Genomic DNA, 14,519 nt, shown 5'->3' on the forward strand with positions numbered 1-14,519 from the left:
AGCACCGATGAATCATATTCAACTAAAAAATATCAGTAAGATTTATAATGCCAGTAGTACGCAAGCACAGTCTGCATTGGCATTGCTGGCTGAGGGTATGGATAGCATCAAGGTAAAAGAGCAAACGGGCTATTCAGTTGGTCTTTATGATATCAATCTAGATATCAAGGCAGGCGAGTTGCATTGCATCATGGGTCTATCGGGCTCTGGCAAGTCAACGCTGATACGCCATATTAACCGCTTGATAGATCCAACCAGTGGCGAGATATGGGTAGATACTGCTCTGAATAGAGAATATGCGACTCATACAACGACTGATAGGCAATCAGCGACAGATAATATGAGTACGGTAGTAGAAGAGGGTTCTGCTACGGCTATTAATATTTTAGCGCTCAACGACAAGCAGTTGCAGCATTATCGTCAGCAGACAGTCAGTATGGTTTTTCAGCATTTCGGCTTAGTGCCGCACATGACAGTCATACAAAACGTCGCTTATGGTCTGCGTGTCCGAAAAATGAGTGCAAACGAGCGAAATGAAACGGCTCGACACTGGCTGAATGAAGTAGGGCTATCAAATCTGGAAAACAGCTACCCTGATGAGCTATCAGGGGGTATGCAGCAGCGCGTCGGGCTAGCTCGTGCTTTAGCAACGAACAATCCAATTTTGCTAATGGATGAAGCGTTCTCTGCACTTGATCCGCTTATTCGCGCTCAGCTGCAAGACCAACTACTCGAATTACAAGAGCGATTGAACAAGACCATTGTATTTATTACCCATGATATCGATGAAGCTGTCAAAGTAGGTCAGCGTATCAGTATGCTAAATGGCGGTCGACTCATACAAACGGGGACGCCAAGCGAGTTGCGGCATAATCCTGCTGATGATTATGTGGAGCAGTTTATGAGTGCAAAAGCGTAAGCCGTGTTAACCATCTATGAATAGGTTGTCTGGATAGACTTATACGATGTTTTTATAAATGGTTTAAATAATCGCAATCATTTTGCTGGCACTTCACTATCATTTTGCTGCAATCAAAAGTGAACTCTGAAATAAATACCAAACTTCGTTATACTGAACGGTTTATCGATGGCTCATAATGAATGAGCGTGTATTGTTTATCGTCCACATATGATGTCGCTTTGTCTATCAAATGACGTTTGTTTCTTATTTTGCACTTTTAAGGCCATAGCATGACCGTTTCTTATGCACCTATTATTACTTCATTGCTTGATAATGATTTGTACAAATTTACGATGTTACAAGCCATGTTGCATCAGTTCCCGCAAACCCATGGTGTTTATCGCTTTCGCTGCCGTAATAACAAAGATGCAGCCTACCCATTGGCTGATATCCAAAAAGATCTAGAGCAGCAACTAGACAGCTTATGCGAATTGCGCTTTTTACCAGACGAGCTAGAGTACTTACGTAGCTTACGCTTTATTCGCTCAGATTTCGTTGATTATCTAGAGTTATTTAAGCTAAAACGTCGTTTTATTACGGTAAATACAGACGATAAGGGTCGCCTGTTTATCGACATCGAAGGGCCGATGATTCAAGCGATGTTCTTTGAAGTATTTGTACTAGCTATCGTCAATGAGCTGTATTTTAATGCTTTATCTAATGACAGCGTGATAGAAGAAGGGCAACGTCGCCTCGATGCAAAAGTAGCGCTATTACATCAGTATGCCGAAAAGCAAACTCAGTACGGTCAGGAGACGCCGCCATTTATTGTTGCGGATTTTGGCACGCGTAGACGCTTTAGTCGACGCTGGCAGGCACATGTAGTGGAGACGCTACATAAAGCCGAGCCAAAGATAGTCGGTGGTACGTCTAACGTGTATTTGGCCAAGCAGTTAGGAATGACACCAATAGGCACCATGGCGCATGAGTTTATGCAGGCGTTTCAGGCATTAGATGTGCGTCTGCGTGACTCACAAAAGGCCGCGCTTGAAGCGTGGGTGCATGAGTATCGTGGCGACTTGGGTATTGCATTGACAGATGTGGTTGGAATGGATGCGTTCTTACGTGATTTTGATTTATATTTTGCTAAGCTATTCGACGGTCTGCGTCATGATAGCGGCGACCCTTATATCTGGGGCGACAAGGCAATTGCCCATTATGAAAAGTTAAAAATAGATCCAAAAACCAAGATTTTGACCTTTAGCGATGGGTTAAATTTAGAGAAGGCGTGGGAGCTGCATCAATACTTTAAAGGTCGCATTAGAACTAGCTTTGGTATTGGCACCAATCTAACCAATGATATGGGCATTACACCGATTAATATCGTACTCAAGTTGGTAGAGTGCAATGGTCAGCCAGTCGCCAAGCTGTCTGATAGCCCAGGCAAGACTATGATAAATAACGACACGTATCTTGCCTATCTGCGCCAAGTCTTTGAGGTTGACGAACCAGAGTAAACCGAATATCAAACTGTTGCGTTGCCAAATGTGCCAAATGAGATTGATACGCTTGGCTTGACCAAACAGCTGCTATCTAGTGGCTGTTTTTCGTTTAACCATCAACACTGCTGGTAGATTTTTCTTCGGCAAAGGCCACATCCAATGCTTGCTGTACAGCATTGATACGAGTCTCGCAAACGCGATAAGCGGCAATAGACTCTTCAACCGTTGTCATCAGATTATCAATATCAGGCTCGTCCTGTTGCTGCAGTTCCGCCGCATTGGTTTTTAAGATATCGTAAGCCGCCTTAAAGGTTTTTGGGGCGGCTTTTTTGCGTCGGCGAGTAGGGGTTGTCATAAAATTTCCTAATTTTTAAAGGTAAGTAGATGAGTAATCTGTAGATATTATTATGTGGTTAAGTTGGAGCGCCTGAGGTTTCTGTCGCTTCTTTATCCATAGTGACATCGAGAATCTGCGCTTTTGCGTTGCCATCTTTTAAAATGATATTGACAGTTTGCTCAGGATAGAGTTGGCTGCTACTAGTGAGCGTCTGCTTGTTTTGAGCATCCGTGAGCATGGTGTATCCTTGCTTGAGCACGCGAGACGGTCGATGTAATAGCACAATATCACGTAGATGTTCGCTATCACGCTGTGCTTGCACAATTTGCTGCTGTGCGTTTTGCATGATTGATTCTTGATAACTTTTGCTATTAGTCGCGGCTTTTGCGAGCTTTTGATGCGCTAAGGTTTGCATTTGTGTGTATCGCTCAGCCGTCAGTCTGACTGCTTGCTTGACTTGGCGCTGGGCACTTTGTTGAATACTGCGCCATGCATAGTCACTGTCCTTTCGTAGAGCGGTGAGCTGCCCAACCGTTTGCGACTGTATTTGGCTTAACTGGCGTGCGGTTTGTTGCTCAGCAATATTCAATTGACGCTGAGCCGCTTGCTTGATTTGTGCCTGATGTTGTAGCGTCTGAGTGACGAGCTGGGCCAAGTGGCTATGGATAGCAGCGATTACCTTTGAGGGGGTGTCAAAACTGGTATGTGCCACTTCATCTAAGATGACTTTGTCACGCTCATGACCGATACCCACCCAGACAGGGACAGGCTGCTCAGCAACCAAAGCGGCCAGCTCATAATCATTGAGATAAGCCAAATCACCAACCGCACCGCCGCCGCGAATAATGACCAACAAGTCTGGTAGACGCTGATAAATATCGTAAAACTGCTGCTGGGCGCTAACGATGGCTTGGCGGATTTCAGCAGGCGCATGATTGCCTTGAAAAGTCGCATTATGGTAGTGGAACTGACACGCACCTGTACTGGCTAAGCGATCGGCATCTGCTTGAAAATCACCCAATCCGGCCGCCTTTTCAGGAGCGACGACCAGCACATGTTCGATATCAAAAGGAGCGGGTAACTGCTGATTGAGATGTAATAATCCTTCACCTGTTAAGCGATCGACCATTTCTGCATATTGCCGTGCCAAGTCGCCTAGCGTATAGCTGGGATCAATATCTTCAATGGTGATTGAAAAGCCGTACTGGGCATGGAAGCCTGCCGATACTTTGAGGAGTACGGTCAAATCACGCTCAAGCGGCATGCCAGTTGCACGTTCAAACTTAGCTAATACACGAGCAGCTTTGAAACGCCAGAGATTGCCACGGCAGCTGGCGACCACTTTGCCATCGTCGTCTTTTTCGGCCAGTTCAAAGTAGTAATGACCACCTTTACTCGACAGATTGCGGATTTCAGCTTTTACCCAGACACGGTGGTCAAAAGTTTGTTTGATGACCATTTCAACCGCTGATAAATAATCACTTAGGCGTAGGACGGTATCCTCTAGATGGTCTTCCTGCTCAGCGAGTTCCGCCTCTAGAGTGGCCAAATCTTTGGCAGGTGCTAATACTTTGGCCTGTTTAATATTTGAAAGATTGGGTTTGCGCATAATATTAGACCAAAGATAATGAAAATATAAAGACTGACGAGGATGTGCTGAATACGATAGCGGATAGTTTAACTTAAAAAGAAGAGCACAAAAAGCGAAGCCAACAAGCTTTGATTGATATATTATCTATATCGCAGTTTGTTGGCTGTTTAATCAGAGAAGAATTGTATGTCAATTAATGTTAGCGATTGGATTGTAAACCTGTTTCTGTTTAAAAGAGGTCGTCGTGTAGAGAAAAGTAGATGGATATTTCTAGCTAGATATAGTCGATCCAAGATAATCCAGATACAAGGAAGGCAAGCGAAAGTGCTACAAATAGCAGATTGAGTGAGCCTGACACTGTATCTGATTTATATGGTATTGACGATATTTATTGGCAACGGAAGTTAATGGTGTATTCGTAATCATCGCTACGTGACAAATCTGGTGTACCCGTGCCAAATATTGAGCCGACGACAGCACCTACTTGACCAACCATACGGCCAGTGCGTTCGTTTAAGATACCATTATACTTTACATTATCATCAACGATAATCACTTGCTTGCTTCGACAAGTTTTTTGAGCATTATCGATCGCATTTTGTTGTGCCTTAACTTTGGTATCAGCGATACCTGTTGTCTCATAGATAGAGTTGGCACGTTGGATAACTGGTGAAGAAGGCGTACTCTGACAGGCGCTTAAAGCAATTGCAGCCACTAATGTAGCCGTCAAGCTAGCAGTTTTATTAAAAGTATTCATAAATAATTCCTGATTTATATAAGCAGAATGTCTTAGCTATAGGCAAAGCTTTATGAATGTAGCTTATCTAGAGATTACCTGTCTAGACAGTTATTGTGTGCTGTATTACGGGTATATTGCCGATGAACCTTGCCCTAGATATAAACGGGTTCAATATCTTGAGAACAGCAATATTGCAAAACTGTAGCCAACCGTTATTGACCAAAAATAAAACAAGTCGCATCCGTACACAGCAAATCACTTGAAATATAAATTGTATCTAGGATAATTGAGCCATTCATTTTTTATTAATAAGTAATACTATGCAATTAATTCCTGCTCCTGCTGGCGTGCTCGAGGTTGACGCACTGTGGCAAAATGACAATCCTAATGATCCAAATACAGACACGGTGGCGCTGCTGTGCCATCCCAATCCGTTGTTTGATGGTACGATGAATAACAAAGTGGTCACCACCATGTATCGCTTTGCCCGTGATAATGGTATGCATGTGGTGCGCTTTAACTTTCGCAGTGTTGGTCAATCGACAGGCGAGCATGATTATGCGGAAGGTGAAGTGGTCGATGCAATGACCGTGCTACAATGGATTGCTGAACAAACCAATGCTCGAAAGCTATGGCTGGGTGGCTTTTCTTTTGGTGGTTATGTCACGGCACGCGTGGCTGAGCAAGTGCTTGAAGCTGCACATATATGGGGACTGGGTGACTTTGAAGTAACGAAAATTGCCCTGATCGCACCATCAGTCGAAAAAAACGACAGTACTGATATTAGTCTGCCTGCGGATAGAATTTTTGAGATTTATGGTAATGCGGATGAAGTGATTGAACCTGATAATATGCAGGCATTTGCAGACCGATTAGGCATTGAAGTCAGCGTGGTCGATGGCGCGGGTCATTTCTTCCATGGTCGCTTATCAGAGCTCAAAGGTTTATTAGACAAGCATAGCTTTGGGCAGGACAGCTAATTTATTTGTTACCTAGCTGAGCTTGATAGCTTCTGCTTTGATATGGTTTAGCATGGCTTGCTTGGTAGCACCAGTATTATGCTAAATTATCCTACTATTTTGATATTTATTTAATCCAACGATGAGTCGTATTATGAGTTTATCTCCATTGCAACGTTACGAGAAAGCCGTCAGTACAGATGAGTTTACTCGGGATGAGCAGCAATTTCAGGCCATGAGCTATCTTGATGAGATATACCATCAGCTCATCAATAGCGCACCGCAAAAGAAAGGGTTTTTTGGCTTTTTAAAATCTAAGCCAGTCGCGCCAACGGGTCTTTATATGTGGGGCGGTGTCGGCCGCGGGAAAACTTGGATGATGGACATGTTTTATGACTCGTTGACCATCGAGCGCAAAATGCGTCTGCATTTTCATCATTTTATGCAGCGTGTCCATAGAGAGCTTAACAAACTACAAGGTGAGAGCGATCCACTCGAAAAAGTCGCCGATATTATTTATAAAGAAGCGGTTATCATCTGTTTTGACGAGTTTTTTGTTTCTAATGTTTCTGATGCCATGATATTGGGCGATTTGTTCACTATGCTGTTCAATCGCGGTATAACTTTGGTTGCTACCTCAAACATTGAGCCAGCTGGATTGTATAAAGATGGCTTACATCGTGACCGTTTTATGCCTGCCATTGCGGAAGTTGAGCGTCATACGACGGTAATGAATATCGACTCTGGGATTGATTATCGTCTGCGCGTATTGCAGCAAGCTGAGCTATACGAAGCGCCGCTTACTAAGGCGAACTATCATTGGTTAGCCAACCGTTTTGCGAGCTTGTCGAATAATCAGAAAATCAGTAAAGAGCCCATTACTATCAATGGACGAGAAGTAAAAATCAACGCTTGTACCGAAGATATCTTATTCTGTGACTTCCGTCATCTCTGTATGGCGCCGCGATCAGCCGCCGATTTTATTGAGCTTGCCAAACGATTTAGCACCGTTTTAGTTGACTCTGTACCAGCATTAGATGACGACTTGCGTGATCCAACGCGCCGTTTTATTTATCTCGTCGATGAATTTTATGATCGCCGTGTAAAACTATTGGTACGGGCAGAGCAGCCGATTCTAGACTTGTACCAAGGAGAGAAGTTGGCGTTTGAGATTGAGCGTACTCGCTCACGTCTGCTTGAGATGCAGTCAGAGGACTATCTACGCATGGACCACCGAGTCGAAGATGTTGCATAGTTTATTGCTTAGTTGAGACTGCCTATGTGTAGCTCTCAACTGCTCTATAGCGGTTAAAAAATAAGAAAATGATATTATAAATAATAAGTAGTGATAGATAATAATAAATAAGGATAAAACAATGACTACAACTGACAATGCTAATAATGAAAGCCAAGAGGTAGAAGACAAAAAACTGTCTGTGAAGAACGTAGCAGCGAATGATATCTTATCTACCAGTGACGAGCTGATAGGTTGGATCAATTCAAGACGCAGCATGGGCAATCTAGATGAGCCAGCACCGACGCGTGCGCAGATTGAGTCTGCCATTGAATGTGCGGCAACTGCGCCAGATCATAAGAAATTGCGTCCGTGGCGGTTTATCGTGACGCAAGGTGAGGCGCGCCATGAATTGGGCCGTGCCTTGCTCGAAGCTGCCCAAGCAAAAGCGCTACAAGATGGCGAAGAGTTGTCTGAGAAAACAATCATTAAGACTCAAAATATGCCATTGCGAGCGCCGTTGATCATAACGGCTGTAACTCAAATGCAAGAACACAAAAAAGTGCCACCTTTTGAGCAGATGCTAAGTGCGGGCGCTGCTGTACAAAATCTAATCTTGGCATTAAAAGCTCAAGGATTTAGTACCGTTTGGCGCACTGGGCTGCTATGTAATGAGCCTGCGGTAAAAGCGTATTTCGGCGTAGGCGCAGATGATTATGTGACCGCTTTTGTTTATACTGGCACAAGTCCCAAGGATGAATCCAAACGCAAACCTATTGATATCGAACCGCTAGTTCGCTTCGAGTCGTAATGTAGCTCAGTACTGTCTATTTATAAGATTATAATTGCACAAAGTTGTAATTCAAAGATAATAAGGCCAGTAGCTGAGCCCGATAGATTCTATTGATAATACGTCAGTCAACACGGATAAAAGAACATGACAAGCCCTAACAATAGTAATAAAAACAACACCAGTGCTAATAATGAGACGGATAAAGAGTCGTCTGAAAAGCAGAACGGTATGCTTGCAGGTATTCTTGAGCGAGCAACCAAGTCAGGTCTCGGCCGTAAAAAGTCAAATCCTAGCCCTGTTGAATCAGCTGTGGCAAAGGATATGGCCGACATTCATAGCAATCCAACCAAGCTGCGTTTGGCGTTTTTAGGTGGTGGTAGCTTCGGTACGGCAATGGCAAATTTAGCCGCACGTAATGGCTGTGATACCACGCTGTGGGTACGTAATAAGCGTACCGTAAAAGCGATGGCGAAAACACAGACCAATAAAAAGTATCTACCGGGCTATAAGCTTGATGACCGACTGAAATACAGCCATGATTTGGCGGCAAGCGTCAAAGATAAAGACATTATTTTTATCGCTGTGCCAGGTTTGGCCTTTCGTGAAACGCTAAAAAACATCGCACCTTTTATCAGTGGTCAGTCCATTGTATCGTTGACCAAAGGTATGGAAAAAGACACCTTTGCTATGATGAGCGATATCATCAAAGAAGTGCTGCCAGAAGTGAACTTTGGCGTCATGTCAGGGCCGAACCTTGCTATCGAAATCATGAAAAATATGCCGTCTGCCACGGTTATCGCAAGTGAATCGGAACCGTTACGTCATGCCGTGCAAGCAGCGTTACATAGTGCTTTCTTTAGAGTATTTGCTAGTGATGATATACGCGGCGTCGAGCTTGGCGGCGCGCTAAAAAACATCTACGCAATTGCCATGGGTATGGCGGCAGCTTATGAAGTAGGTGAGAATACGAAGGCGATGATTCTTACTCGTGCTTTGGCAGAAATGAGTCGTTTTGGTGTTGAAGAAGGCGCCAATCCTCTCACTTTCTTGGGCTTATCTGGCGTAGGCGATTTATATGCTACTTGTAGCTCAGAGCTAAGTCGTAACTATCGTATCGGTAATATGCTCGGTCGTGGTATGAGCATTGATGCCGCGGTCAAAAAGCTTGGCCAAACTGCTGAAGGGGTAAATACCATTCAGCAAGTACATGAAAAGGCGACCAAAGCGGGTATCTATATGCCAATTACCCATGCGCTCTATGCGGTCATTTATGAGGACAAGGCTGCTTTAGGTGTTGCGCTACATCTAATGGAAGCTGGGTTCCGTAGCGATGTTGAGTTTGTCATGGCGCATGATCATAGCAATGCTGCGCTTACGGCTCATATGAAAACCTCTGGTAGCAATAGCAATAGCAAAAGCAAAGATGGCGATGCTGATAAGTAAGACACACCATTAAAAATCAGTATTAAGAAAGTCGAACTCAGCGCTCCAAGGAAGGTTATGAAAATTATATTAGTACGTCATGGTCAAGCAGAAGATGAGACACGTCCAGATAGCGCGCGTCAGCTGACGGACTTTGGTCAGCAGCAAGCAGCGCAAACGGCAGAGTATGTGACCACTCACTATAGCCCAGATCGTTTTGTGGTCAGCCCTTATACGAGAGCGCAGCAGACTTTATCTGCGTTCCAGTCACAAGCGCCGCAAGTACTATCATCTGTGCAGGACAATATCACGCCCTCGGATGATGCGCGCCAAGCTCTGATAGATATTGCCAATATTGAAGCTGAGTGTTTGGTCGTTGTTTGTCATATGTCTATCGTCGCCTATATCGCGGGATTGCTGACAGGCGATTATCCAGAGTCGTTCTCTCTAGCGGAAGCCAGAGTGTTTGAAATGGAGTTTGTGATGACTGGCATGGCAACGGAAGTTGATCGATTTGTTCCTGACCAGCCTTATTAGACTAGACATTCTAATATTTTGCTTAGAAACGATTTGCTAGAGCAGAATTGATTAGATATGACGGATTTAAAATGGTATTTGTGCGAAGCATGCCGCTTATTAATTGTATGAAGTCATTCAGCTCTTTCAAAAACCGCATTAATCATTAACGATATTTTGATAACCGCAGCAATAATTGAGGACACGTTTAGTGTTACATGTTTGGTTACGAGCGCAGCATAGCCCGCTAGCTGTCTGGCACGAAGATGTACAGCAATGGCAAATGGTTGATGGTTGGCAACAGCTGCAAACAATCTATGGTAATTATAAGTCCAATAGCCAAAAGACGCTTTGTCTATATTTTCCCTCAAGTCATGCATTGCAAGTGGATACGGCGCTCAATGCTGCTCAGCTTAAACAGCTTGGTAATAGCGGCAAGCAGTACTTATTTGAAGAAACGTCATTAACGCCTATTGAGCAATTGAACATCCGTCAATTGAGCCATGCTGATACGACGCAACTGTACGCACTGGCACAAAACGACATTGAATCATGGCAACAAAGCGCGCAGCTAGCCGGTATGAATATAGTAGCGTTACTGCCAGATTTTTTGTTGTTGCCACCGCCAGAAGAGGGCGCAGGTCAACAAGTGACCCTTTATCAAGATTCGCAGACTATGCTATTGCGACAGTCATTGCGTCAGGGTATGGCCGTTAGCTATTTACCGCTAATGTTTGAGCGTTTCCCGCATTTGAGTGAGGTAATGGTACTGCCGTCTATTGAGGCACTTGTTGACGCATCGCTTGACTCACTAGGTTCATCATCATCCACGGATTTAGTGGCGCAAACTAAAGCGCTGATCGCTGATCATCAGCTATTGCTGAGGACCCTGTCTACAGTACCTAAGCCAATTGACAGTCCCGAACGTCACGCGCTTAATTTCTTTATGAAATCTACTGACTCACAATTATCACCATATTTGCGAGTGGCAATGATGGTTGCGCTATCAGCGTTAGTGCTGCAAATGGCAACCGATGGTGTGCAGTGGTATAAGTATAATGAAGCGACCGCAGCAACCAAGACTGCAATTGCGGCACAATATCAGTCTTGGTTTGCTGATGAGCCACTGAGTACGCGCACCAAACTGCAAGTACAGCTGCAACCAAAACTGCGTAGCGATAGCCAAGCGCCTGCATCGCATATGGCCGCACTGTCACGCATATCACCATTAATTAAACAGTCCTCATTGCATGCACAGTCGCTAGTAATGCAGCCATCAGCGCTCAGCTTTACCTTGATTGCCCCAGATCGTAGTAGTCTTGATAAATTCACAAGCACACTGGTGGCGCAAGGCTTGAATGCCAAACTTGCGCAAGTGAATAGTAATGAGCAAGGTCAGTTTAGTGGTCAAGTCACTGTTAATGTGATAGAAAATAATATTGCAGAAAACAGCGACATGGCAAGCAATGCGGCAGCGTCGTAACTCATCAAGGTATTGGTAATAAAGGTCAAAACATGAAACGATTACAACGCCGTACCAAACGTAATGCAGCTGTTTCTGCAACCAGTACTAAGGCTCATGTATTGTCAGAGCGTATGAATAATTATCAGAATGTACTAACGACGCGCTGGCAAGCATTACCTCCCCGTGATCAACTCGCATTAGCTATATTGTCTATATTTTTACTGTTGTTTATAGGCGGCTATGGTGGCTATAGCGTTCATCAAGCAGCAAGCGATAGTAAAGACGACTATCAGGAGCAAGTGGCGGATTATTTTTGGTTGCGTGCTCAAGCAGGTAATATTGATAGTAGTGCATTGAATTCTGGGAATAACGCTACTGGAGAGGTTGATATGCCGCCTGCTAGTCGTATCAATGCGCTGCTCAATAACTCAGGTATAGCAGATGCTCAGGTGGTTTCGACTGGCGATGCAGTGCAATTGAGCTTTACGCATCCTAGTCAAGCGGTCGTCAGCACTGCACTGGGTAAGCTTGAACAGCAAGGCTGGCAATTTACACAGTTATCTATGCAGCAAGACCTGACCAATAAATCTATTCAGGTACAAGCAACGGTCACTTCTTAAAATGCATCATTTTGTGATAAATATTTTAGATGCTTATGTCAGAAATTTTAGATACTTATATCACTGTATGCTTAGTACTCGACACTCGATATTAGACAGCAGAATACAGCTTTATCGTTGGTATCATTGAAAAGCCATTTATCCGGCTCCATTAAATAGTTAATCATATGACTATCGAACAAAAATATTACTAGTAAGGAAAACCTCACATAATGCGGGACAGTATGAGCAACGATAAGCGCCGTTCGTTAATTACTTATAATCACATCACTTATTTCTTCTATGTGATCAGCTACTTTACTGCGGGTTTACTGTGGATTGTGCCGATTGTCATGAATTATGCCAAGCGCCATGATGCTAATGGTTCATGGTTAGCCACGCATTTCGATTGGCAAATTAAGACTTTTTGGTACAGTATCGTTTGGTTCGTCATTGGCATCATTTTGATTACCTTTGCGCTAGGCGGCTTTGGCGTTAGCGTATTGGCGGATAGTGGCAATATCGCTATTGGCTCTATATTACTGGCTGGGCTTGGTTTACTGATTATGACCTTTACCTTCATCTGGCATTTATATCGCATTATACGTGGTTGGATTGCGTTGACTGATGGGCGTCCAGTACCGTAGATTTTTAAAAGTACCTTTGTGCTATGTCTTTAGCTTAGAAAACGACAATTCACTGTTATGTAGCAGAGACTCATCAGTATTGGTTACTGCTTAAATGTAGAAATTTAGCGACTGAAACTTTGCTCTTATTTCTGTTAAGCTGATATAATCGCTGCGCCCGATTTCATTCGTATTTTTTATTCACTATTTCTTCCAAGCAGGGTCTGCCATCACTATGTCTTATGCCTTACTTCGTCCTTTTTTGTTTAATATGGATCCCGAACACGCCCATGAGATGACACTATCTTTATTGGATAAAGCGCATAAAGCGCGTGTTTTAGGCTTGGCGTATGGTCAGTCAATGCAACCAACAGACTGTATGGGTTTGCAGTTCTCTAACCCAGTTGGTCTGGCAGCAGGCTTGGATAAAAACGGTGATTATATTGACGCGCTGGCTGAGTTAGGATTTGGGTTTATAGAAGTAGGAACCGTCACGCCAAGACCACAGGTAGGCAACGATAAGCCAAGGCTGTTTAGAATCAAGCAAGCAGACGCGATTATTAATCGCATGGGCTTTAACAATGAAGGCGTTGATTATCTAATCGACAATGTCAAACGCTGTAAATATAAAGGCAATATCGGTATCAATATTGGTAAAAATGCCGATACGCCGGTAGAGCAAGCCGCCGATGATTATGTGTATTGCTTAGAGCGTGTGTATCCGCACGCCTCATACATCACGGTCAACATCTCATCGCCAAATACCAAAAACTTACGTGATTTGCAAAGTGGTGAAGCGCTGACTCAGCTGATGGATACGATTAAAAACCGTCACAGTCAGTTAGCTACTGAATATGGTTTTTATGTCCCATTAGTGCTTAAGGTTGCTCCGGATTTAGAGCCATTACAAGTTGATTATATCTCGCAGCAATTAATAGACTTTGAAATTGATGGTTTGATTGCCACCAATACAACACTAAGCCGTGTAGGTGTCGAAGACTTGCGTGATGGCGACCAAATGGGTGGTCTATCAGGCCGTCCTGTGAGTCATATTAGTACCCAGATTTTGCAACAATTCTCTGATCAGTTAGATGGTAAAGTCGCTTTGATAGGCGTAGGCGGTATCGATAGTGGTGCCAAAGCCGTCAAAAAAATCGAAGCAGGCGCAGACATGGTACAGCTCTACACAGGGCTTATTTATCGTGGGCCTGGACTGGTGCAGTCTTGCATTCAGGCAATCGGTGGCTATTACGATGCCATGGAAAGCTAATCCAATAAATAAGGTAATAAGGCGTAAAGCATGAGTGGTTTAGATATTGTGATTGCTATCGTTGTCTTGATTGGCTTATGGCGCGGCTTTCAAGTAGGACTGATTAAAACAGCAATAGGCTTGGTAGGTTGGTTTATCGCTCTTATCGCTGCTACTAGGCTGGCAGGAGTAGTGTCGCCCCAATTAACGGGTATCGTCCAAAACCCTGTGTTACAGATGGCCATGGCCTTTCTATTGGTAGTGATTGCCATATTAGCAATCATGCATCTGATGGCTTTCGTGTTCTCAGGCGTGCTCAAAACCTTACGTTTGGGCGTCTTGGACAAAATGGCGGGCGGCGTACTGGGTGCTGCCAAAAACGTATTGATGGTCTTGGTTGTACTGAGCGTCAGTGCGCCATTGCTAGTACAGATGCCGCAGTGGCAAACCTCAGTACTAGCGCCTGAGCTGATGCCGTATGCACCGATGGGCAAGGCTCTAGTATCGGACGTATTGGGTATGGCTTGGGATCAGGTCAATCAGTCGTAATTGTTGAATTGCTTATTATTTTATCCAACTGTCTATT

General features: G+C 44.0%; 15 protein-coding genes. 12 read left to right on the forward strand and 3 right to left on the reverse strand.

Going from position 1 to position 14,519, the window contains the following annotated elements; translation table 11 throughout:
* The first annotated feature begins 7 nt into the window (after positions 1-7).
* Together AK824_RS05415 and pncB are read left to right on the forward strand one after the other, a co-directional pair.
* Positions 8-919, forward strand: a complete 912-nt coding sequence (locus AK824_RS05415; RefSeq protein ID WP_057759489.1) for an ATP-binding cassette domain-containing protein — start codon at positions 8-10, stop codon at positions 917-919.
* Positions 920-1,191: 272 nt separating this feature from the next.
* On the forward strand, positions 1,192-2,418 hold the full coding sequence (gene pncB, locus AK824_RS05420) for a nicotinate phosphoribosyltransferase (RefSeq protein WP_057759491.1): 1,227 nt from the start codon (positions 1,192-1,194) through the stop codon (positions 2,416-2,418).
* A gap of 94 nt (positions 2,419-2,512) precedes the next feature.
* On the opposite strand, the gene xseB is transcribed toward pncB, so the two are convergent.
* From xseB to AK824_RS05435, 3 genes are all read right to left on the reverse strand, one after another.
* The gene (gene xseB / locus AK824_RS05425) at positions 2,513-2,758 is read right to left on the reverse strand and encodes an exodeoxyribonuclease VII small subunit (protein WP_057759493.1); all 246 of its coding nucleotides are present in this window, start codon (positions 2,756-2,758) and stop codon (positions 2,513-2,515) included.
* Positions 2,759-2,816: 58 nt separating this feature from the next.
* Positions 2,817-4,349: an exodeoxyribonuclease VII large subunit gene (gene xseA / locus AK824_RS05430; RefSeq protein ID WP_057759494.1), complete on the reverse strand. Its 1,533-nt coding sequence runs from the start codon at positions 4,347-4,349 to the stop codon at positions 2,817-2,819.
* 370 nt (positions 4,350-4,719) lie between these two features.
* Positions 4,720-5,088, reverse strand: a complete 369-nt coding sequence (locus AK824_RS05435) for a hypothetical protein (RefSeq protein WP_057759496.1) — start codon at positions 5,086-5,088, stop codon at positions 4,720-4,722.
* A 302-nt stretch (positions 5,089-5,390) separates the two neighbouring features.
* Here AK824_RS05435 and AK824_RS05440 point away from each other — a divergent pair, with 302 nt between their 5' ends.
* The 10 genes from AK824_RS05440 to AK824_RS05485 all read left to right on the forward strand — a co-directional run bounded on the left by AK824_RS05440 (position 5,391) and on the right by AK824_RS05485 (position 14,482).
* Positions 5,391-6,050 (forward strand): alpha/beta hydrolase, encoded by a 660-nt coding sequence (locus AK824_RS05440; protein WP_057759498.1) that lies wholly within the window; start codon positions 5,391-5,393, stop codon positions 6,048-6,050.
* Between the two features lie 133 nt (positions 6,051-6,183).
* Positions 6,184-7,284, forward strand: coding sequence for a cell division protein ZapE (gene zapE, locus AK824_RS05445; protein WP_057759500.1), 1,101 nt, complete (start codon positions 6,184-6,186; stop codon positions 7,282-7,284).
* Positions 7,285-7,405: 121 nt separating this feature from the next.
* A complete protein-coding gene (locus tag AK824_RS05450) occupies positions 7,406-8,074 on the forward strand; it encodes a nitroreductase family protein (RefSeq protein ID WP_057759502.1) in 669 nt (222 codons plus the stop codon).
* A 126-nt stretch (positions 8,075-8,200) separates the two neighbouring features.
* Positions 8,201-9,499, forward strand: coding sequence for an NAD(P)H-dependent glycerol-3-phosphate dehydrogenase (locus AK824_RS05455; protein WP_057759504.1), 1,299 nt, complete (start codon positions 8,201-8,203; stop codon positions 9,497-9,499).
* A gap of 57 nt (positions 9,500-9,556) precedes the next feature.
* Positions 9,557-10,015: a SixA phosphatase family protein gene (locus tag AK824_RS05460; RefSeq protein ID WP_057759506.1), complete on the forward strand. Its 459-nt coding sequence runs from the start codon at positions 9,557-9,559 to the stop codon at positions 10,013-10,015.
* Between the two features lie 190 nt (positions 10,016-10,205).
* Positions 10,206-11,477: a type II secretion system protein GspL gene (gspL, locus tag AK824_RS05465; RefSeq protein ID WP_057759508.1), complete on the forward strand. Its 1,272-nt coding sequence runs from the start codon at positions 10,206-10,208 to the stop codon at positions 11,475-11,477.
* Between the two features lie 32 nt (positions 11,478-11,509).
* A complete protein-coding gene (gene gspM / locus AK824_RS05470) occupies positions 11,510-12,079 on the forward strand; it encodes a type II secretion system protein GspM (protein WP_057759510.1) in 570 nt (189 codons plus the stop codon).
* A 224-nt stretch (positions 12,080-12,303) separates the two neighbouring features.
* Positions 12,304-12,705, forward strand: coding sequence for a DUF4870 family protein (locus AK824_RS05475; protein ID WP_227511209.1), 402 nt, complete (start codon positions 12,304-12,306; stop codon positions 12,703-12,705).
* Between the two features lie 214 nt (positions 12,706-12,919).
* A complete protein-coding gene (locus AK824_RS05480) occupies positions 12,920-13,954 on the forward strand; it encodes a quinone-dependent dihydroorotate dehydrogenase (protein ID WP_057759514.1) in 1,035 nt (344 codons plus the stop codon).
* Positions 13,955-13,984: 30 nt separating this feature from the next.
* Positions 13,985-14,482: a CvpA family protein gene (locus tag AK824_RS05485; RefSeq protein WP_057759516.1), complete on the forward strand. Its 498-nt coding sequence runs from the start codon at positions 13,985-13,987 to the stop codon at positions 14,480-14,482.
* Positions 14,483-14,519: the final 37 nt, after the last annotated feature.

This window comes from Psychrobacter sp. P11G3 (genome assembly GCF_001435845.1).
Taxonomy (GTDB): Bacteria; Pseudomonadota; Gammaproteobacteria; order Pseudomonadales; family Moraxellaceae; genus Psychrobacter.

Coding starts and splice junctions, on each gene's coding strand:
- AK824_RS05415 (WP_057759489.1), top strand. CDS start 8: ATGAATCATATTCAACTAAAAAATATCAGTAAGATTTATAATGCCAGT.
- pncB (WP_057759491.1), top strand. CDS start 1,192: ATGACCGTTTCTTATGCACCTATTATTACTTCATTGCTTGATAATGAT.
- xseB (WP_057759493.1), bottom strand. CDS start 2,758: ATGACAACCCCTACTCGCCGACGCAAAAAAGCCGCCCCAAAAACCTTT.
- xseA (WP_057759494.1), bottom strand. CDS start 4,349: ATGCGCAAACCCAATCTTTCAAATATTAAACAGGCCAAAGTATTAGCA.
- AK824_RS05435 (WP_057759496.1), bottom strand. CDS start 5,088: ATGAATACTTTTAATAAAACTGCTAGCTTGACGGCTACATTAGTGGCT.
- AK824_RS05440 (WP_057759498.1), top strand. CDS start 5,391: ATGCAATTAATTCCTGCTCCTGCTGGCGTGCTCGAGGTTGACGCACTG.
- zapE (WP_057759500.1), top strand. CDS start 6,184: ATGAGTTTATCTCCATTGCAACGTTACGAGAAAGCCGTCAGTACAGAT.
- AK824_RS05450 (WP_057759502.1), top strand. CDS start 7,406: ATGACTACAACTGACAATGCTAATAATGAAAGCCAAGAGGTAGAAGAC.
- AK824_RS05455 (WP_057759504.1), top strand. CDS start 8,201: ATGACAAGCCCTAACAATAGTAATAAAAACAACACCAGTGCTAATAAT.
- AK824_RS05460 (WP_057759506.1), top strand. CDS start 9,557: ATGAAAATTATATTAGTACGTCATGGTCAAGCAGAAGATGAGACACGT.
- gspM (WP_057759510.1), top strand. CDS start 11,510: ATGAAACGATTACAACGCCGTACCAAACGTAATGCAGCTGTTTCTGCA.
- AK824_RS05475 (WP_227511209.1), top strand. CDS start 12,304: ATGAGCAACGATAAGCGCCGTTCGTTAATTACTTATAATCACATCACT.
- AK824_RS05480 (WP_057759514.1), top strand. CDS start 12,920: ATGTCTTATGCCTTACTTCGTCCTTTTTTGTTTAATATGGATCCCGAA.
- AK824_RS05485 (WP_057759516.1), top strand. CDS start 13,985: ATGAGTGGTTTAGATATTGTGATTGCTATCGTTGTCTTGATTGGCTTA.